The sequence below is a fragment of the Mesorhizobium sp. M0701 genome, assembly GCF_040320365.1.
In the GTDB taxonomy this organism is placed as follows: domain Bacteria; phylum Pseudomonadota; class Alphaproteobacteria; order Rhizobiales; family Rhizobiaceae; genus Mesorhizobium.
Genome location: NZ_JAMYPO010000071.1, coordinates 1 through 19,645 on the forward strand (window position 1 = coordinate 1; position 19,645 = coordinate 19,645).

The window sequence follows — 19,645 nt, forward strand, 5'->3', positions numbered from 1 at the left end:
TGTTCATCCGCGTCCGTTTTGTCGGGGGCGGCCGCCGTTCGGCGCCCCGGGGCGCGCTGCTTACCCCCACCTCTCCTCCCCCCCCCCCCCCCGGCGGGGGGGGGGGTCCCCCCCCCCCGGCTCTTTTCTTCAAGACGGGTTGCCTTCAAGTCGATCCACACTTCGTCTCGGCTTGCCTCGACACCTCTCCTCCGTTCGACGGGGAGAGGAAGTGCCAACCGCAACGCCCGGCGCCCTTCCTCTATCCCTTTCAGGGCAAAGGTGCGGAGCGAGGCGGAGTGGGGTGGGCGAGTGAACGCAAACTTTCCATCGGCCTGGAATTTCGGTTCTCAGTCCGGCCGTTGCCGTATCCGTCAATGGAAGGATACTTTCCGTTTGTGCGGTAAAATCGTCATCGCGCTTTCCATACGCGTCGTTCGCTATCCAGAGATCAACCTATTTCGCAACCATTTGCCGGCCCCCGGCCAATTGGCCCGCCTCTTGCTGCTGGAAGAAAAAGGTCGAAAGGAGGCTTCCCAATGAAGGACGCGCCACGGGTGCTCGTGCTCGGCATCGGAAATCTGCTATGGGCCGACGAGGGCTTCGGCATCCGCGTGGTGGAGGAGTTCCACCGGCTCTGCGAAACGGCGGACAACGTCCGGGCCATGGATGGCGGCACGCAGGGCATCTACCTCCTCCAACATATCCGCGAGGCCGACATCCTCGTGGTGTTCGACACGGTCGACTACGGCCTGGCGCCTGGCACGCTGAAGCTCGTCGAAGGCAGCGAGGTGCCGGCCTTCCTCGGTGTGAAGAAGATTTCGCTCCACCAGACTGGCTTTCAGGAAGTTCTCGCCATGGCCGAGATGATGGGTGACTATCCCGCCCATCTCCTTCTCGTCGGCGTGCAACCGGTCGAGCTGGACGACTACGGCGGCAGTCTCCGGCCCGCGGTGAAGGCTCAGATCGAGCCTGCAATCGAGATCGCCATCGAGTGGCTCGCCTGGCTCGGCGCGACGATCGCCAAGCGCACCGAACCGCTGGCCGAAGAAGAGACGCTCGCCTCGCGCGAAATGCGCATCGGCATCTACGAGAGCGGTCGACCCCGACCGGAAGAGGCCTGTCGTCACGGCGACGCGCGGCTTCTCGCGAATGGTGCCTTCGCTGGTCCGGCGAATTTCGAGTGCGAGGTCGACGCGCTTTTGCAATCGTCTGGAAGGCAGGGCTGATGTGTGTCGGCGTTCCCTTCCAGGTGGTTGAATGCAGCGGCGGCATTGCCCTGTGCACCGGTCGCAGCGGCACGCGGCGCCTCGATATGACCCTGGTCGGCGACCAGCCAGCGGGTACGTGGATACTCGCCTTCCTCGACACCGCGCGCGAGACTGTCACTGCCGAGACGGCGCGCCTGATCGCCGACGCGATCGAAGCGACGGAGCGTGCGCTCGCCGGCGACACCGACCTCGACCACCTCTTCGCCGACCTGGTCGGCCGCGAGCCGCAACTGCCGGAGCATCTGCGGCCGGGGCAAGCCCTTTCACCGCAAGGCACGGAGGACGCCTGAGTCCATGTTTTCACCCGTTCTCACCATGATGATGGAGCGCCACCGCATCCCGGTGGTTGACGAGGCGAACATCGACGCATTCGCCGAGGCCCACGACCTCACCGCGCTGTTTTTTCCCGGTGACTGGTTGCGGCTCGCCGAGAGCAACGATGTGGCGGTGATCCTGCCGGAGCTGGTGCAGGCCTTCCAGGGCGTGTTCAAGCCCGCCGTGGTATCGCGCGAGAGCGAACGCGAGCTGCAAAGCCGCTATCGCTTCGACGCCTTCCCGGCGCTTGTCTTCCTGAGGAACGGCGAATATCTCGGCGCGATAAAGCGCGTGCTCGACTGGGAAGACTACCTCACTGAGATCGACGGCATACTGAGGCGCGGGCCGAGCGCGCCGCCGCCTTTCGAGCTTCCCGAAGCCTGCGCGACCCACGACGGTCACGACCACGATCATTTCCAGTGAGCGAAAGCGGCCGGGAGGGCGCATCATGGCAGCATCGCTATTCGGCGGCATCGGGCCGGGTTCACAGCCGAGCGAAGGGGACGGCAGCGACTTGCAGTATATGGAAATGCCGAAGGGCATGGCGACCTCTGCGTCACCCGTGTTGCCGGAGAAGGAAAATGTCGCCGGGCTCGAAGCTGCTTTGGCGGTGCTCTCCGCGCTGGCTGAAAGCCTCGGCCGGTCCTCGCCGGATTGCGAAAACGCGGTGCATGATCTTTCCGGCCTCGACCACGCCAATCTTGCGCTGATCGACCAGGCGCTGGGCGAGGGCGAGGTCTTGATCATCTGCGGCGACGACCTGAAGGCTCAGGAGTCGGTGCTCGCCGGTATCTGGCGCGTGCGCCAGACCGGAACGGATGGCAGGCTCGTGCGCGATTTCGTCGAGGTCGGCGCCTTTCCCTCGGCCGTGCTGGAGAGGGCCTTCGCCGGCTGCCGCAATACGCTCGCTGCGCCGGCGACCTATCCGACGGGCGTCTTCAACGCGCCGCCGCTGATTTCGGAGCTCAATGGCCGCATCCCGCTCGTCGGGCCCGACGTCGGGCCGCACGCCATAAACTTGTCGCTGCTGCCGCACACTGAAGAGGACTTGACCTTCCTCGACGGCCTGCTTGGCCACGGGCCGGTGGTCGTGCTGTCGCGTGGCTACGGCAATTGCCGCGTGACCACGACGGGGACGCGCGGCGTCTGGTGGGTGCGCTTCTTCAATTCGACCGACGATCTCATCCTCAACACGATCGAGGTCACGGCCTTGCCGGGGGTGGTCCGCGCCGCGCCCGAGGATATTGCGGACAGCCGCCAGCGGCTCCTCGAAATCCTGGAGGTCTACCGGTGAACGACTCCTTCTTTGCCGGTTCATATGGCGGCGACAATGCCAAGATCGGCCCGATGTCGCGGCTCGAATGCAGGATTTGCTGGCATGTCTACGACCCGGCTGAGGGCGACGACTACTGGCAGATCCCGCCCGGCACGCCCTTCGCCGAACTGCCGGCGAACTGGAGCTGCCCCACCTGCGACGGCTCCAAGCAGGGCTTCATGGTCGTGAGCGATTGACATGGATCATTCGCAAGCCGTCGCTGCCCATCTAGAGTTCGTGTTTCAGCGGATCGAACGGACGGCCATGGCAGGAATTCCGATCCTCAATCCGGCGCTTTGCGTCAGCGCGGTGGGCGTGCGGCAGTGGCAGGGCAAATGGCTCGCGGTTCTTGTCACGCCCTGGCTCATGAACCTCGTGCTTCTACCATTTGGCGACGGGCAAGCGCGCCCGCGCGTGGCTACGGGCACCAAGGAGCATGCATCATTCCCGGCGGGCCGGTTCGAGTTCTTCCGGGCCTATGAAGAGGAGCTCGGCTGCTACCGCATGTGCTCGCTGTTCTCGCCGATGTTCGAATTCGCCGACCAGGAGAGTGCGCAAGAGGCCGCGCGGCAGGTGCTTGCGGAACTGTTCAACCGTGAGGCGGAAGAAGACGAAGACGGCGAGATGATCCGTGTCTGGGAAGGCCGGCTACCTGAGGGAGAGGCAAGCGCGTTGGACGAGGTTGAGACAGCCGGAACACCCGCGAGCTCCCAGCCGGCGAAATTGACCCGCCGCTGGCTGTTCGGTTTGGGCGACAAGGAGGAGACCGCTGCATGAGGGTTGATGGCCGCGTCTCCATCGATCTCGTCTGCGATGGCGGTCGCGTTATGGAAGCCATCGTCACGCCGCCGCGCCCGGTTGCGCTTGGCCCGATCGTGCGAGCCCGACCGGTGACGGAGGTCATCTCGGCGATCGGTTCGCTGTTCAGTGTCTGTAGTATTGCGCAGTCGGCGGCGAGCGTTGAGGCAGCCGAGGCCGCCCTGGAGATCGGGACGGACCGGCGCACGAAGCAAGCGCGGCGGCTTCTTGTGCTTACCGAAACGCTGCGCGAGCACCTGCTGCGCATTGGCTTGGATACTGCCAGTCTCGCGGGCGAGCCTGCGGACGGTAAAACCCTGCGCCGGGCTATGCGCCTGCCGCAGCGCCTCAAGCAGGCGCTTTTTCCAGGCGGGAATGCGTTCGTTCCCGGCGTGTGCGTGGGGATTCCGGGCGCGGACGCTGCCGAAACGGCCGCCGAAGCGAGCCATCTAACGCAGTCCGTGGTCTACGAAGGCGAAAAGCCGCTTGGCGCGATGGATCGCGATGCCTTCGCGCAGTGGGCTATGGAGCGCAGCACGATTGCGGCCCGTCTCATCGCCCCGGTCTTGGCATTGGGCTGGGCCATGATAGGCCACCCCGAAACGACAAACGGGGGAAACGAGCATTTGCCGAAGGAAACGTCGGCCGACACGAGCTGCCTCGCCAGGCAGGCTGGTGCGCCGCTCGTTCGCGCTTTCCTTTCCGAAGACGGTGGAGCCGGCCTGGCCGCGCGGCTGGCTGCCCGCGTGGTCGAGGCTTCGACGCTGCCGGCGCAGATCGCCGGAGGGCTCGCGGCCCTGCGGGATGTCGCGGAGGGGTCCGAAGTGCCTACGCGCGAAGTCTTTCGCGACGAGAACGGGGGCCGCTCTGCTACTGCCTTCGCCGAGGCAGCACGCGGCCGGCTGGAACATCGGATTGTTTTGAACGACGACCGAATCGCCGACTACGCCATCACGGCTCCGACCAGCATTCATTTCGCCGAGAGCGGCATTGCCGCGAGCTCGCTTTCGGCGCTCGCTGCATCCGGACGTGAAGATCTGGCGGTCCAGGCCGATCTCCTGGTCCGGGCCATCGACCCCTGCGTCGGCTACGATATCAGGCTCCGCTGATGCACGAGATGGCGATATGCGAGAGCGTCCGTGGCATCATCGAGGAAGAGGCCGCGAGACAGGATTTTCGGAAGGTGGGCCGCGTCTGCATGGAAATCGGGCGGCTATCCGCTGTCGAAATCGAGGCGCTGAAGTTCGGCTTCGATGTCGTCATGCGTGGCTCTCTGGCGCAAGACGCAAGGCTGGAAATCGTCGAGACGGAAGGCAGGGCCTGGTGCATGCCTTGCGGCCAGAGCGTGCCGATCGCGGCACGCTTTGATCCATGCCCGGACTGCGGAAGCCATCAGCTGCAGGTGACCGGCGGCCAAGAAATGAAGATCAGGGAATTGGAGGTGAGCTGATGTGCACTATTTGCGGATGCGGCGAGGGCGCCGTCCGGATCGAGGGCAAGGCGCATGGCCATCACCATCATGACGGCCACGATCATGATCACCACCACGATCATGATCACGGCCCCCATCATGACGATCATGTGCACGATTGTGGCTCGGGCCCCGATGGCACCCGTGCGCCGGGCATGAGCCAGGCGCGGATGGTCAAGCTGGAAAAGGATATCCATTCCAAGAACAACGAGTATGCCGATGCGAACAGGAAAATGTTGGCCGAGCGCGGCGTGCTTGCGCTCAACCTCGTCTCCAGCCCCGGCTCTGGCAAAACGACGCTGCTTTGCCGCACGATCGAGGCACTGAAGGGCAAGTTGCCGATCGCCGTGATCGAGGGCGACCAGCAGACTTCCAATGATGCCGACCGCATCCGCGCCACCGGCGCGCCCGCGATCCAGGTCAACACCGGCAAGGGCTGCCACCTCGACGCGCATATGGTCGGCCATGCCGCAGATCAACTCGACCTTGCCGAAGGAGGCCTGCTCCTCGTCGAAAACGTGGGAAACCTCGTCTGTCCGGCGGGCTTCGACCTAGGCGAGGCACACAAGGTGGTGGTGCTCTCAGTCACCGAGGGCGAGGACAAGCCATTGAAATATCACGACATGTTCGCCGCCGCCGATCTCATGATCCTCAACAAGACTGACCTGTTGCCGCATCTCGACTTCGACGTGGAGGCCTGCATCGCCAACGCCCGAAAGGTGAACCCGCGGATCAAGGTGCTGAGGGTTTCCGCGCGCACGGGCGAGGGGATGTCGGACTGGACGGCCTGGATCGGCGCGGTCCGCGCCATGGCGCTAGTCGGCCATCGGCGGGCGGCCGAGCTCGGAGCAGCCTGATGTGCCTGGCCATTCCCGCCCGCGTCGTTGAACTGCTCGATGACGACATGGCCGTGGTCGCGTTCGACAGGGTCACGAAGCGCATCTCATTGGCTTTGGTGGCAGACGTTTCGCTTGGCGATTTCGTGCTCGTCCATGTCGGTTATGCGCTCCACAAGGTGAGCCCCGAGGAGGCCGAGCGCACGCAGCAGCTGATGGCCGAAGCGGGCGTGCTGGAGGAGGGACTGGAGGAGATTTCGGCGTGAAATATGTCGACGAATATCGCGACCAGGAGCTTGCGAAGACCATCGCCGGCGCCATCGCGATCGAGGCTGATCCGCAAAAGAGCTACCACTTCATGGAGTTCTGCGGTGGGCACACGCATGCGATTTTTCGCCACGGCGTGCAGGACCTGATGCCGCAGAACGTGCATTTCGTGCACGGACCCGGATGCCCCGTTTGCGTGCTTCCCATCTCTCGCCTCGACGATGCGGTGGAGCTCGCCGAGCGGCACGGGGTCATCCTTTGCACCTATGGCGACATGATGCGCGTGCCGGGCACCAAGCAACGCAGCCTGATCCGCGCCAAGGCGGACGGAGCGGATGTCCGCATGGTCTATTCAACGCTCGATGCCCTAAAGATCGCGCGTGAAAACCCCGAGCGGCAAGTCGTCTTCTTCGCCATCGGTTTCGAAACCACGACGCCGCCGACGGCCGTCGCGATCAAGACGGCGCAAGCCGAGGGGTTCAAGAATTTCAGCGTGTTCTGCAACCATGTGCTCACGCCGGCCGCGATCTCTCACATTCTTGAATCGCCGGAAGTGCGGGAACTGGGCATCGTCAAGATTGACGGGTTTCTGGGACCTTCGCACGTCTCCTCCGTGATCGGCTCGCAGCCATATGAATTCTTTGCCGAGGAATTCCAGAAGCCGGTTGTCATCGCCGGCTTCGAACCGCTGGACGTCATGCAGTCCATCCTGATGCTGATCCGGCAGGTCAATGAAGACCGGCACGAGGTCGAGAACGAATATACCCGCGTCGTGACCGAGGAGGGCAACCTCAAGGCGCAGGCACTGGTGAGCGAGGTCTTCGAGCTGCGCAAGACCTTTGACTGGCGCGGCCTCGGCACCGTGCCCTACAGCGCCCTGCGCATCCGCGACGCTTATGCCGATTTCGACGCCGAGAAGCGTTTCGAGCTGTCGGTCAAGGCTTCGCGCCAGGTGAAGTCCTGCGAATGCCGGTCGATCCTGCGCGGGCTGAAGAAGCCGACCGACTGCAAGCTGTTCGGCACCGTGTGCACGCCGCAGAACCCGATTGGCTCATGCATGGTCTCCTCCGAGGGTGCCTGCGCGGCCTACTGGACCTATGGCCGTTTCCGCGAGCCGAAGCTGTTGGAGGCGGCGGAATAATGAGCGCGAACGATCCCAGGCTAGCCGTCACCACCTCGTCGGTCCGCGGCGCGGTGGACATGACGCATGGCGCGGGCGGCCGCGCGATGGCCGAGCTGATTCGGGATATTTTTCAAAGACATCTGGCCAACGAGTTCCTGGCCCAGGCTAACGACGCGGCCCTGCTCGGCACCGTCTGCGGACGCCTGGTGATGGCAACGGACGCGCATGTCATCTCGCCTCTGTTCTTTCCGGGCGGGGATATCGGAGCACTGGCGGTCCACGGCACGATCAACGACGTCGCCATGATGGGCGCGCGGCCGCTCTGGTTGTCCGCGTCCTTCATCCTGGAGGAAGGTTTTCCGTTGGCCGAACTGGAAAGAATAGTTGTTTCAATGGCTTTTGCCGCCCGGGAAGCAGGCGTACCCGTGGTTACGGGCGACACCAAGGTGGTGGAGAAGGGCAAAGGCGACGGCGTTTTCATCTCCGCGACCGCTGTTGGCGTGCTGGCGGACGGCACAGACATCTCCGGAAGCAATGCCCGGCCGGGCGATGCAATCCTTGTCTCCGGCACCATGGGCGACCACGGAGTCGCAATCCTGTCGAAGCGCGAACACCTTGATTTTGAAACGGAAATTATCTCCGACAGCCAAGCTCTGCACGATCTGGTGGCGGCGATGCTTGGCTCCGTTCCTGGTATCCGGGTGTTGCGTGACCCCACGCGCGGCGGACTGTCGGCGACGCTGAACGAAATCGCGCAGCAGTCCAAGGTCGGAATGGTAATCCGGGAAGCGGCGGTTCCGGTGAAGCCGGAGGTCGCGGCGGCGTGCGAACTGCTCGGCCTCGACCCGCTGAATGTTGCCAACGAAGGCAAGCTGATCGCCATCTGCGTGGCGCAAGACGCGAAGACTTTGCTCGCCGAGATACGCGCTCATCCCATGGGCCGGGATGCCGCAATCATTGGCGAAGTCGTCACAGACCAGCATGCGCTGGTGCGGATGAAAACGAGACTTGGCGGTATGCGCGTGGTCGACTGGATCGCCGGGGAACAGCTCCCGAGGATCTGCTGAAGATGCGCATTCTGCTTCTCGTCACCGCCTTCAACGCCTTGAGTCAGAGGATTTTCGTGGCGCTTGGCGAGCACGCACACGAGGTCTCGGTCGAGATGGACGTCAACGACGAGCGGACCATGGAGGCGGTAGATTTGTTTCGGCCGGACCTCGTTATTGCCCCCTTTCTGAAGCGGGCAATCCCGAAAGAAGTCTATGAAAATCGATGCTGTATGATCGTTCACCCAGGCATCGTCGGCGACCGCGGCCCCTCCGCGCTGGACTGGGCGATGGTGGACGGGGCGACGCAGTGGGGTGTCACGGTGCTGGAAGCGGCGGCCCAAATGGATGCGGGGCCGGTCTGGGCGAGCGCCACCTTCGCGATGCGAAAGGCGACGAAATCGAGCCTCTACAGCAACGAGGTGACCGACGCGGCGGTGACGGCGGTGCTCGAAGCGATCGCGCGGTTCGAGCAGGGCGAAAAGCCGATTGCCCTGGAAGAACAATCTGTAGCGCCGCTGGGCCGGTGGCGGGACGCGATCAAACAGGCGGACCGGCGGATCGATTGGGCTGCCGACACGACCGAAACGGTGCTGAAGAATATCGCAGCAGCCGACGGCGCGCCCGGCGTGCGGGACGAACTTTTCGGCGAAACGGTCTTCCTTTTCGACGCGCGAGACGCACGTGAACCAGGGGGTGATTTGCCTCTCGCGCGGGGTGAACGGGGCAAGATATCGCTCCCCGAGCCGGGAGTGGTCGCCGCCAGAAGCGGGCCGGCGATCGCCATCGTCACCGTCGACGGCGCGTTGTGGATCGGCCATGTCCGGCATCCCAATTCGCCACACCCGTTCAAGCTGCCGGCGACCATGGTCTTCGCGAAGGAAGTTGCAGACCTGCCGGAGATCCCGCTCAATTCACCGGGCGGTTATCAGGACATCATCTACGAAGAAGAAGCTGCGGTCGGCTATCTGCACTTCCCCTTCTATAACGGTGCAATGGGAAAGGACGCCTGTCGAAGACTTTTGGACGCTTATACAAAAGCGACGGAGCGTCCGACCAGGGCGATCGTGCTGTGCGGAGGGCCGCAGTTCTGGTCCAACGGGCTCGACCTCAACCGGATCGAGGCGGCCGACAGCGCGGCCGACGATTCCTGGGTCAACATCAATGCCATCGACGACCTCGCCGATGCGATCATCCGCACGACAAGCCACATCACCGTAGCAGCGCTTGCCGGAAATGCGGCAGCGGGCGGCGTGTTTCTCGCCCGCAGCACCGACCAGCTCTGGATGCGCTCGAGCGTCATCCTCAACCCGCATTACAAGGACATGGGCAATCTCTACGGCTCGGAGTTCTGGACCTATCTCCTGCCGAGCTGCTGCGGGACTGAGAATGCCCGCCGGATCGCGGCAGCGCGCCTGCCGATGGGCGCGAAGGAGGCGCTGGATCTGAATCTGGCCAACCGGGTGTTCGCGGGGGCAAGCGAGCTGTTCACGGCGCAAGTGAGGGCGTCGGCTGCCGCGCTGGCCGGGAGCGAAGAGTTTCCGGGGTTGCTCGCCGAAAAACAAGCCCGGCGCGCAGCCGACGAGGCGGCCAAGCCGCTTTGCGCCTATCGCGAGGAGGAGCTTTCGCGGATGCGCCGCAATTTCTACGGCTTCGACCCAAGCTACCACGTCGCGCGGCATAATTTCGTGCACAAGGTGCCGAAGTCGCGCACCCCAGTGACGATCGCCCGCCACCGCGACGCCGCCTGGCAGGCCGGCCGGGAGGGAAGGAAAAAGGCATCGTGAGCGACCTGCCGGGCATATTGATCGTCGACGACGAAATCCGCTCGCTGGAGGCGCAACGGCGCGTCCTGAGCGAGGATTTCGATGTCCACGTCGCCAGCGACACCAAGGCCGCCAGCTCGATCCTGGAGATGGAATGGATCCAGATCATCCTGTGTGACCAGCGCATAGCCGGCACCTGCCGCACCGAGTTCCTGAAGCAGGCGCGCACCCGCTGGCCGGACATCGTGCGCATGATCATCTCGGGCTACACCGACGCGCATAACACCATCGACGGCATCAACGAGGCCGGCATCTACCAGTACATCACCAAGCTCTGTCATCCGGAAAACCTCACGCTCACGCTGAAGAACGGGGTGCAGCTCTTCCTCCAGATCGCGGTTCGTCGCCGCCACCACGCGCAGATCGACCTGCTCTACGCATTGCAGAACTTTTCGCCACGCGACTGGGCCGGCAATCGTGGCCCGCTGGAGCTGGCGCTCGAAGGTGCGCCGGTGCGGCTCGGCGAGACCGAGCCGGTTGCAGTCCAGCACATCGTGCGGTTGTTGGACCCGTGGTGCATAGTGTGCACGGTGCGCTGATGGGCCCGCCGCTCGCCGAGCCCGCAGTGGAGGGACGCCTGGTCCGGGTGACGGGGCTGGTGCAAGGCGTCGGCTTCCGGCCGACAGTGTGGCGCATCGCGACCGCTATGGGGCTATCGGGTCACGTCCGCAACGATGCTGCAGGCGTGGAGATCGCGCTGTGGTGCAGCGATGCCGAGTTCGAGACCTTCGCGGACAGGCTAAAGGCGCAATGCCCGCCGTTGGCGCGGATCGACGGGATCGAGACGGCGACGCTTGAGGGGCCGCGGCCGGCGGGCGGCTTCGCCATAGCGGCGAGCGCGGGCGGGCGGGTGAAGACCGGCATCGTGCCCGATGCCGCCTGCTGCCTGGAATGTCTTGCGGAAGTGCTCGACCCCAAGGACCGGCGCTATTTCTACCCGTTCGCCAATTGCACGCATTGCGGGCCGCGTCTGTCAATCGTCAAGGCTATCCCCTATGACCGCCGCTCGACCGCTATGGCACGATTTTCGACCTGCGAGGAATGCCGGGCCGAGTATGAAAATCCGGCCGACCGCCGCTATCACGCCCAGCCGATCGCCTGCCCGGCCTGCGGCCCGCGCGTCTGGTTGGAAGGTCCAGACCACGTCGTGGTCGGCGGCGGCCCGCAGGCGGTGATCCGCGAGGCGGCGGCGCTGATCGGGGAAGGGCGGATCGTCGCGATCAAGGGCATCGGCGGGTTCCACCTCGCCTGCGACGCGACGGACGAAGCGGCGGTGGCGCAGCTGCGCGCCCGCAAGAAGCGCGACGGCAAGCCGTTCGCGCTGATGGCGCGCGACTTGGAGCAGCTTGCCGAATTCGCGGAGCTGTCGGGCGAGGAGCGCGTGGCGCTTGCCGCCCGAGCGGCGCCGATCGTGCTGGTGAAGCGCCGTGACAGCTGCGGCGTTGCGGCGGGCGTGGCGCCGCAGCACGAGCGGCTCGGTTTCATGCTGCCCTACACGCCGTTGCATCATCTCTTGCTGCGGGCGCTGGACGGTCCGGTGGTGATGACCTCCGGCAATCGCTCGGGCGAGCCGCAATGCACGGACAATGACGAGGCGCGGCAGGAGCTTGCCGGGATCGCCGACTTCTGGCTGATGCACGACCGCGAGATTGTCAACCGGCTCGACGACAGCGTGGTGCGATTCGACGGGCACGGCATTTCGGTGTTGCGGCGCGCGCGCGGCTTCGCGCCGGAGCCGCTGGCGCTGCCGGCGGGCTTCGATGGCCCGGTCAGGGCGCTGGCTGCGGGCGGCGACCTAAAGGCCGCGTTCTGCCTGGCGGGCGACGGCAACGCGCTGCTGTCGCAGCATCTCGGCGACCTCGACGAGCTGAAGAACCAGAACGCGTGGAGGCAGGCGTTGGGGCTGTATCGAAGCCTGTTCGACACGAAGCCGGACCTCATTGTGGCCGACCGGAATCCGGGCTACCGTTCGACCCAGCTTGCCATGGAGCTTGCCCGTGAGACCGCGGCGAGGTTTGTGCAGGTCCAGCACCATCACGCGCATCTCGCCTCCTGCCTTGCCCAGCACGGCCGCGCAATCGACGCACCGCCGGTGCTGGGCATTATCCTCGACGGTCTCGGATACGGCGATGACGGCACGATCTGGGGCGGCGAGTTCCTGCTCGGCGGCTATCGAGGGTTCCGGAGGCTGGCATACTTCGAGCCGGTCGCCATGCCCGGCGGCGACAAGGCCAGCCTCGAGCCGTGGCGCAATGCCTATGCGCATCTGCGGGCGGCTTTCGGTCCGGATTTCCTGGCCAAGCTTCCTGCCGATCGGCCCTTCCTCCCCGCCTTGGCCGAAAAGCCGCTTCGGGTGCTGGACCGGATGATCGAGAGGGGCGTCAATGCTCCGCTTGCCTCCTCGGCGGGGCGGCTTTTCGATGCCTGCGCGGCAGTCCTCGGCATCTGTTTGGAGCGCCAGAGCTACGAGGGGCAAGCCGGCATGGAGATGGAGGCGCTCGCCAGCCCGTTCATGGATGCGGCCCAGGCTTGGCCAGCAACCTCGCGGAAGGGACCGGTTATCTCCTGGAAAGGTCTGTGGGAAGCGCTTCTTCGTGATCAGGCTTTGGGCGTCGAAACCGGGCTGATTGCTGCGCGCTTCCACAGGACGCTGATAGAGATCATCTCGCGGAAGGCCATCGGACTCACTAACGAAAACGGCGTCGGCACGGTCGCACTGTCCGGTGGCGCTTTCCAGAATCGGCTGCTGCTCAAAGGCGTATTTGCCGAGCTCACAGTCGCAGGATTGGAGGGGCTGGCGCACGTAAGCGTTCCCGCAAACGACGGCGGTCTGGCGCTCGGCCAGGCAACGATCGGCCTAGCCCTTTCGCATTGAGACCAATCGTTGAAGAAAAAATATCAGCATCGTCCAAATAAGGCGCTGCGCATTGTGACGTGCGGCGGCCAGCTTTGCGCATTTCGTCCGGGCCGTGAGTGGCTGATCGCGTATCGCCGGGTAAAAGGACTAGCCAGGAATGATGCTCCGAGAGGGAATCGTCGAGGATGGGTACGCAGCCAAGGATCGTGTCGCTTGGCAGTTAATGGGGCTCTCTGCCTCACTTTGTGTGTTCATTCGTCGTTGGCGAGGATGCCGCTATGTGCGGGCATGCGAACGAAAACAAAATGGTCCCCCGGCCCAGGGGCTAAAATACGGGGTGTCGCGCTCACTGATGATGTTGGCTTGTTTCCGCTGCCGGACCGGCGTTCGGCATTTTGTCCAGATTGCGGACGGACCCGAAGTCGGCATGGCTGGTCCAACCGCAGCCTTCAGGATCTGCCGGTCCAGGGCAAGACCGTGACGGTGAAGCTTCGGTTGAGCCGCTGGCGGTGCGCACATCAGAAATGTGAACGACAAACATTCACCGACCGTCTGCCGACGATTGCTTCCCCTTATGCGCGCCGGACAAGGAGGGTCGCGGAGATTGTCGGTCTGCTCGGCCATAGCACTGGCGGCCGTCCCGGCGAGCGCTTGATGCGACGGCTCGGCATGCCGGTCTGCGACGACACTATCCTGTGGCAGCTGAAGCGAGATGCCGCGGTCGCTCACAGCAACTCCACCATTCGGGTCGTTGGCATCGATGACTGGAGCTGGCGGCGATCATGGCGCTACGGCACGATGATCGTGGACCTGGAGCGCCATTCGGTTGTCGACATCCTGGATGACAGAAGCGTGGCGAGTGCGTCGCAATGGCTAGAGCGGCACCCTTCCGTCGAGATCGTGAGCCGAGACCGATGCGGGCTCTATGCGCAAGCTGTTCGCGAGGGTGCACCGCAAGCGCGCCAGGTGGCTGATCGGTTCCATCTCATGTAGAATCTGCGGGTCGCAATCGAGGAGCAGATGAGCCTTTCGGGCCGCGCCACGGGGCCTGCATTGCTGCCCGATAAGGGTATCGGGAGCGCGCAAGTCGATCTGATGCAGGATGATCCGCACGTTGACGCAACGCATCGGCGCCGGGTGCGCCACGCTCATCGACAATCGCGGCAGACGGTGTTCGAAATGGTTCACGCCTTGCGCAAGGAAAGGGCTGTCCTGTTCCGAGATCGCCCGTCGTACCGGCTACGGCCGGCGCAGCATCGCCAAATGGCTGAATTTCGACACGCCACCCGACCGACGCAGGGCCGCGTCGAGCCGACGTCACCCTTATATTTCGAGGCGTTTCTTAGCCAGTCCTGGAGAGACGGCAATCGCTGCGGACGACACCTGTTCCACGATATCAAACAGCGCGGCTACACGGGCAGTTTCTCGAATCTGGAGCGGCTTCTCCCAAGCTGGCGCCGCGCCGAGAGGACGGGCGAGGACAGTGCGTCGCCTGCTTCGATCATACGCCATCAACCAGCCCGCGATGCTGTCCCCATCCAGGATCCGGCGACCGGCCATGTGATCTCGCCGGTAGTCGCCGCGGCCCTCTGCATGAAGGCCCGGGGTATGCTGACGATCAACCAGGCGAGAAAGGTCGACGTCCTGAAGCAGGGATCACATGAGTTTGCCACGATGCGCAGGCTTGCCATGCGCTTCCGCGGCATTTTGCGGGGCCTGTGAATTGGACAAGCTCGACACTTGGATCGAGGATGCCGTCAACTCCGGGCTCGTCGCCATCACGCGTTTCGCTCGGGTTCTACGCCGTGACGTTGACGCCGTTCGCAATGCCATTGAATTACGGTGGAGCAACGGCCAGGCGGAAGGGCAGATCAACCGCCTGAAGACGATCAAGCGTGCGATGTACGGCAGAGCGGGCTCCGAACTCCTTAGGGCACGCATGCTGCCACTCAACCGGCCTGATCACCACACAAAGTGAGGAAGAACCTGGTTAAGTGCAAAGCGACAATTGCCTCGACGGCGGGTCCCGGCAGGTTTATGCTGCCCAATGTTACCGCAATCCGGAATGGCGATTGAGTACCTTCACGAGTGAAGGGATTCCCGCGGTCTTAGAGATGAGTTGTCGAATGGCGCGAAGTCGCACAGAATCGTGTGTTTGATATCGATCAGGATCGCGAGCTATTTCAGGCGCAGAGAGGTCTTGCGCCCGATGCACAAGTTGCTCCCGGTCCAACGGAAGTGAATGGGGTGGAACTGCTTTGTTGGCCAAATTGTTGACGGAACGTCCGGCGCCCATTGTTGCTACATGTCTGGATTCTTGGGGCGTTTTGGATGATGCAATCCACCATCTCACTCCAAAGGGCAGTGGAATCTGGAACAATGTCGCTTTTGTACGCACGACATCCTTCGTGCCCGATTGGCATATCGTCTTTAACTCTGCTTCTCTTTTTGGGCTCCCTGTTGATATCGAGGCGAGCCCAAACAGGACAATTTTTGCAATCGGCGAACCGCCGACGAAAGCTCATCGCGCATTTCATGAAGGGCAGGGGAAAAATACTATCGTCCTGACGTCTGACGCAGAGCTGGCTGCTCGGCAGAATGCAGGGCGCCGATTCGTTTTGGCTCCACCTATCACTCGGTCTTGGTCTGTAAACAAGACATATGACCAACTTCTGGTCAGCGAAGTCGTGGACAAGCCGCTTCGGCTCTCATGGATTACCAGTAACATCGCCCTGCTTAAAGGGCATCGATATCGGCTGGCGTTTCTGGAACGGCTGAGAGAGGAGCTCGATTTTGACCTGTTCGGCCGAGGTTTTCGGCTGATTGGAGATAAATGGAACGCACTCGCACCTTACCGTTACAGTATAGCTTTCGAGAATACTCGTGCTGATTACTATTTTACAGAGAAGCTTATGGACTGCTTCGTTGCTGAAACAATGCCGATCTATTACGGCAGCCCGGCAATCACGAGGTTCTTCCCTTCGGACTCAATGGTTCTGATTGACCCAGAGGACAAGAACGTAATCCAAAAAATTCAAGAAATCATCAACTCGGACCTCTGGAAGGAGCGTCGCGGCGCAATACGAGAGGCGAAGCGGTTGGTCCTCGAGAAATACAATACGTTTGCTTATCTCGCGGGCTTCATCGAAAGCGTTCAGGATAAACCCTTACCGCCAGAAATTATACACATCGATTCGCCTGAGGTCGATTTTGGAATAGACGAATGAAGTACTCCAACGCTCGCTTCGCGTGCCCGGCGGTTGGTGGTCTGGCGAGATCGGTACGGAACGCTCGGCGGAGAATGCCTACCTGCGCAGACGGGCCGGCACGGGCGCACCGAGGTCATGCGCCCCTGCCGCTGATCAGACGAACTGGGGAAGGCCAGGAACGGAATTGAGGACCTCGTCCACGAGTTCGTCGCCGGCATGTTCCTTGGCGAAGGCGATCGTCTCGTTGGCGATGGCGGCGATCTTTAGAATGCTGAGACCCTCACTCATCAATTGCTGGCCGAGCCCCATGAGGCCGCCTCCGCCCTCTGGGTCGTCGCCATGATACTTCGCCACTAATTCCGAAGCTCCGGGAATGGCCTCGATCATTCGCGCAACGGGACCGTCGGCCGCGTGGCGTTGCAGGAAACCCAGCATTAACCCAACGGCCTTCTCTGCGAGAGCCGGGCCGATGCCGGCACTAGTGGCGATGCGCGATAAGAATTCTTCCATGGCAGGGTTCCTAGCTCTTTAATGAGGTTTACACGGGGCCGGTCCGGCGCCCAAAGCGCCCTTGGCCGAACCACAATTGAACCCCACAAAAATAGGCCGGCGGAAGTGCTATTGCAACTGCGCGTAAAACCGCCTTTGTCAACGCAAGCTGCGTCGGACGTGCGTATTTCGCAAAAACGAGACAGTCGTGCCGCTAAATCGCGGACAGCAGTTTCACTAATTCGCGGACAGCAGGATGGGGTCGGCGCTCGATTGCCTGGTTGAAGTCATTTGCGATTGATTTCGCCGTTTTTGGCGCCGGTCAAGGGCGGCGATGTTTTTTGCTTTCTCATGCTGTCGCCTTCGAGGGTGATGCGATGGGCGTTGTGGATGATCCGGTCGAGAATGGCGTCGGCTATTGTCGGCTCGCCGATCATGGCGTGCCACTGGGCGATCGGCAGTTGCGCGGTGATCAGCGTTGATTTCCGGCGATAGCGTTCCTCGAAGATTTCCAGCAGATCGAGACGCTGCTGGTCGGTCAGGTTGTGGGTGCCCCAGTCGTCAAGGATGAGCAGTTGCACCCGAGCCAGCTTGTCGATGAGACGGGGAAAGCGGCCGTCGAGACGCGCCAGGGCGAGATCTTCGAACAGACGCGGCATGCGCAGGTAGAGCACGGAATGATCGAGCCGGGCGGCCTGACGTCCGAAGGCGCAGGCCAGCCAAGTCTTTCCGGTGCCGGTCTGCCCGGTGATGATGAGGTTTTCATGCGCCTTCAGCCAGGCGCCTTGGGCCAGCTGTCGCTTGGCACTTATTTGGGGTCTCCCTCACTTTGTGTGGTTCATCTGCTGTTAGTGGCGCTGTCGCTATGGACGGGCATGCGAACGAAAACGAAATGGTCGCCCGGCCCAGGGGGCGACATCGCCACTGCGGTCCTTCGACCAAGTCGATTCGATTCTGAATATCGGCCTTTAGATGTTTGTAGCGATTGAATCAGCGACCAAGATCTGGGCAATAGCGGTTATGGTGACCGCGAGCCACTAAGCTTGTGCCGTACCCTTACAATGATTCATCAAGGCGTTTACCTCGGCAATCACGAGATCCGGCGTGATGTCGAACTTGCATCGGACTTTGACCGGACAATGCCGCACTTGGTCCAGACCACATCCGCGACATTCAATAACACTCATAAGCATGCTGACCAGGGGACCTCGAAACCCCCAAATCTCCGGTAGATGTGACGCCGTGAAAATGCCGATAGTAGGGCGGCCAAGCTGGGCAGCGACATGCCCGGTGCCTGAATTGTTCGAAACGACGAGCGCGGCCGAATTCACGAGATAATTGAATTCCAATTCCGACAAGTCGACAGCCGTCCGAATGTTCGCGGCTCCACGATCCCGAGCTATCTTCGCAACCTCCTCAAGCGCTTCCAGGCATTCGCCACGGGCAACGAGGACCACCTCACCACGGGTCGAAAGAGCAGCGACAACTTTGCCAAAACTTTCAATCGGCCAATCTCGCAGGCTGGAATTGGAGAACGGAGCCACGACAATCGGGGCATTGCCTTTAGTCGAATTCTGTGGGTGACCCGCTCCGCTTTCGAAATAGGCAGCTGCCTTTGCGACCAGAAAGAGGAGGATTTCTGACACATGCTGGAGACGCACCTGCTTGCGGTCAATGAACCAATCAAGCCATCTACGAGGGATTTTGTTAGCAAGCCCTATTTTTTGGACCAGCTTGTAGAAGATGGTTCTGCGCAGTTTCAGATTGAATGGCGCTATCGCAATATCGATCTGATGCATGCTGTACGGATCAACTATCGCCGCACGGTGCCTGGCGGGGACTTCAAGCAAGATGGGCCTTGTTTCTTCCGGAACACGCATATCAATGGCAAGATCAAACTCGCCGGTCAGCAGCGGCCTTATGTCGGCGGCTTCTTTGCGCGTTTTGACTTTCGGGTTGCGAGGAAAAAAGTCAAAAGCAATGTGATCGTCGGCGAGGTCGAACTGTTTTGCAGTAGCGATGTTCCAGCTTCCCACCACCAGCGTAATGTGGGCATGCGCAAAACGCTGACGAAGGTCCTTTAGGGGCCCTAGAGACATCCAAAAGTCGCCGACATGATCAAGCTTGAGGACCAAAATTCTCATCCTTGCGCTTGACTGTTCCGGCTCTTCCCAGCTGCGGTATATAATTTGATTGCGGTCGTGCTTTGTAAAATATGCCATTGCCATTCCGAAGATTATACGGTCAACACTGATAGCCCAGTGACGCGTGTGTAGGGTTGGAGTGCTCCCCACTTGTCCGCGTCTCCGCAAGAATTCTGCCATCAGATCCAAGCCGCGCTCCAGCAGGAGCTGTCGGGCGAAGTCTGCATCTCTAGCGGTGGTAGCGCGCCAAGAAGCCAGCTATGTCCCGACCCGCAATGTGAAGGGCTTCGTCACGGTCTTGCATGCAGTGAGTTCGAGAAACGCCGAGTAGACGGCGATCGCCAAGCCGCCGTCCCCAGATCTCGAGCATAACGGCAGTGGCCTCGCTCTTTGGTCGATGCTGATCCTGAATGAGACCGTCGCCGCCGGCGACGACATCGCCGGCCGGATTGACCGTCTCCGGCACGCCCTGTCGCTGTGGTCCCGCATCATGGTGGTTAACAAAGGACCCGCCGCAGGCGCTTTTTTCTGCGCGTCCGGGTCGTCCAACATGAAGTGGACGAAGCAACCCTGTGATGAAGTCGAGCGCCGGCCCCCGGGGGGCGGGGGGGCGGCGGCGGGTGGCCCCCGTTTTTTCCGAGCGGTGCTTGCGGGCTCGCGAGAAGGTACAGATAAAACAAAAGCTCGGCCGCCGCGAGG

The 19,645-nt window shown here is 62.3% G+C and carries 21 protein-coding genes and 2 pseudogenes; 20 read left to right on the forward strand and 3 right to left on the reverse strand.

Features of this window, described 5'->3' with window-relative positions; all coding sequences use genetic code 11:
- Positions 1–291: 291 nt before the first annotated feature.
- The 18 genes and pseudogenes from NKI24_RS33895 (at position 292) to NKI24_RS33985 (ending at position 16,331) form a co-directional block, all read left to right on the forward strand.
- Positions 292–522 (forward strand): hypothetical protein, encoded by a 231-nt coding sequence (locus NKI24_RS33895; RefSeq protein ID WP_352643844.1) that lies wholly within the window; start codon positions 292–294, stop codon positions 520–522.
- Between the two features lie 14 nt (positions 523–536).
- Positions 537–1,208: a HyaD/HybD family hydrogenase maturation endopeptidase gene (locus tag NKI24_RS33900; RefSeq protein ID WP_373420435.1), complete on the forward strand. Its 672-nt coding sequence runs from the start codon at positions 537–539 to the stop codon at positions 1,206–1,208.
- Entirely contained in the window at positions 1,208–1,540 is a 333-nt protein-coding gene (locus NKI24_RS33905) for a HypC/HybG/HupF family hydrogenase formation chaperone (RefSeq protein WP_023679110.1), read from the forward strand. The genes NKI24_RS33900 and NKI24_RS33905 overlap by 1 nt, the downstream gene beginning before the upstream one ends.
- A gap of 4 nt (positions 1,541–1,544) precedes the next feature.
- Entirely contained in the window at positions 1,545–1,988 is a 444-nt protein-coding gene (locus NKI24_RS33910) for a thioredoxin domain-containing protein (protein WP_352692597.1), read from the forward strand.
- Between the two features lie 25 nt (positions 1,989–2,013).
- The gene (locus NKI24_RS33915; RefSeq protein WP_352692598.1) at positions 2,014–2,859 is read left to right on the forward strand and encodes a hydrogenase expression/formation protein; all 846 of its coding nucleotides are present in this window, start codon (positions 2,014–2,016) and stop codon (positions 2,857–2,859) included.
- Positions 2,856–3,077 carry a rubredoxin gene (locus NKI24_RS33920; RefSeq protein WP_023679107.1) on the forward strand — a complete coding sequence of 74 codons (222 nt, stop codon included), beginning with the start codon at positions 2,856–2,858 and terminating at the stop codon, positions 3,075–3,077. Before NKI24_RS33915 ends, NKI24_RS33920 begins: the two co-directional genes overlap by 4 nt.
- A gap of 1 nt (position 3,078) precedes the next feature.
- Entirely contained in the window at positions 3,079–3,657 is a 579-nt protein-coding gene (gene hybE / locus NKI24_RS33925; protein ID WP_352643847.1) for a [NiFe]-hydrogenase assembly chaperone HybE, read from the forward strand.
- Complete coding sequence (locus tag NKI24_RS33930) at positions 3,654–4,787, forward strand: hypothetical protein (protein ID WP_352750535.1); 1,134 nt, start codon at positions 3,654–3,656, stop codon at positions 4,785–4,787. Before hybE ends, NKI24_RS33930 begins: the two co-directional genes overlap by 4 nt.
- A complete protein-coding gene (gene hypA / locus NKI24_RS33935; protein ID WP_352579649.1) occupies positions 4,787–5,128 on the forward strand; it encodes a hydrogenase maturation nickel metallochaperone HypA in 342 nt (113 codons plus the stop codon). The genes NKI24_RS33930 and hypA overlap by 1 nt, the downstream gene beginning before the upstream one ends.
- Positions 5,128–6,006, forward strand: a complete 879-nt coding sequence (hypB, locus tag NKI24_RS33940; protein ID WP_352643849.1) for a hydrogenase nickel incorporation protein HypB — start codon at positions 5,128–5,130, stop codon at positions 6,004–6,006. The genes hypA and hypB overlap by 1 nt, the downstream gene beginning before the upstream one ends.
- Positions 6,006–6,251 (forward strand): HypC/HybG/HupF family hydrogenase formation chaperone, encoded by a 246-nt coding sequence (locus NKI24_RS33945; RefSeq protein WP_352643850.1) that lies wholly within the window; start codon positions 6,006–6,008, stop codon positions 6,249–6,251. The genes hypB and NKI24_RS33945 overlap by 1 nt, the downstream gene beginning before the upstream one ends.
- Complete coding sequence (hypD, locus tag NKI24_RS33950) at positions 6,248–7,393, forward strand: hydrogenase formation protein HypD (protein WP_352643851.1); 1,146 nt, start codon at positions 6,248–6,250, stop codon at positions 7,391–7,393. The genes NKI24_RS33945 and hypD overlap by 4 nt, the downstream gene beginning before the upstream one ends.
- Positions 7,393–8,442 (forward strand): hydrogenase expression/formation protein HypE, encoded by a 1,050-nt coding sequence (gene hypE, locus NKI24_RS33955; RefSeq protein WP_352692600.1) that lies wholly within the window; start codon positions 7,393–7,395, stop codon positions 8,440–8,442. The genes hypD and hypE overlap by 1 nt, the downstream gene beginning before the upstream one ends.
- A 2-nt stretch (positions 8,443–8,444) precedes the next feature.
- On the forward strand, positions 8,445–10,208 hold the full coding sequence (locus NKI24_RS33960; RefSeq protein ID WP_352750539.1) for an enoyl-CoA hydratase-related protein: 1,764 nt from the start codon (positions 8,445–8,447) through the stop codon (positions 10,206–10,208).
- Positions 10,205–10,786, forward strand: a complete 582-nt coding sequence (locus NKI24_RS36110) for a response regulator (RefSeq protein WP_502901511.1) — start codon at positions 10,205–10,207, stop codon at positions 10,784–10,786. Before NKI24_RS33960 ends, NKI24_RS36110 begins: the two co-directional genes overlap by 4 nt.
- Positions 10,786–13,122, forward strand: coding sequence for a carbamoyltransferase HypF (hypF, locus tag NKI24_RS33975; RefSeq protein ID WP_352750541.1), 2,337 nt, complete (start codon positions 10,786–10,788; stop codon positions 13,120–13,122). The genes NKI24_RS36110 and hypF overlap by 1 nt, the downstream gene beginning before the upstream one ends.
- A gap of 270 nt (positions 13,123–13,392) precedes the next feature.
- Positions 13,393–15,082 (forward strand): annotated as a pseudogene (locus NKI24_RS33980) (ISL3 family transposase).
- A gap of 283 nt (positions 15,083–15,365) precedes the next feature.
- A complete protein-coding gene (locus NKI24_RS33985; protein ID WP_198023618.1) occupies positions 15,366–16,331 on the forward strand; it encodes a glycosyltransferase family 10 domain-containing protein in 966 nt (321 codons plus the stop codon).
- A 135-nt stretch (positions 16,332–16,466) separates the two neighbouring features.
- Here the strand turns inward: NKI24_RS33985 and NKI24_RS33990 are convergent, their stop codons facing one another.
- Entirely contained in the window at positions 16,467–16,823 is a 357-nt protein-coding gene (locus NKI24_RS33990; protein ID WP_352579644.1) for a hypothetical protein, read from the reverse strand.
- Positions 16,824–17,089: 266 nt separating this feature from the next.
- Positions 17,090–17,599, reverse strand: a pseudogene (locus tag NKI24_RS33995) (ATP-binding protein); the annotation flags it as partial.
- Between NKI24_RS33995 and NKI24_RS34000 the strand changes: the two are divergent.
- Positions 17,480–17,791 (forward strand): hypothetical protein, encoded by a 312-nt coding sequence (locus NKI24_RS34000; RefSeq protein WP_352750543.1) that lies wholly within the window; start codon positions 17,480–17,482, stop codon positions 17,789–17,791. The pseudogene NKI24_RS33995 and the gene NKI24_RS34000 overlap by 120 nt on opposite strands.
- Positions 17,792–17,839: 48 nt before the next feature.
- Here NKI24_RS34000 and NKI24_RS34005 read toward each other — a convergent pair whose 3' ends face one another.
- Complete coding sequence (locus NKI24_RS34005) at positions 17,840–19,024, reverse strand: glycosyltransferase family 9 protein (RefSeq protein ID WP_352726426.1); 1,185 nt, start codon at positions 19,022–19,024, stop codon at positions 17,840–17,842.
- Positions 19,025–19,343: 319 nt separating this feature from the next.
- Here NKI24_RS34005 and NKI24_RS34010 point away from each other — a divergent pair.
- On the forward strand, positions 19,344–19,645 hold a 302-nt coding region (locus NKI24_RS34010), incomplete at its 3' end, for a hypothetical protein (protein WP_352750545.1).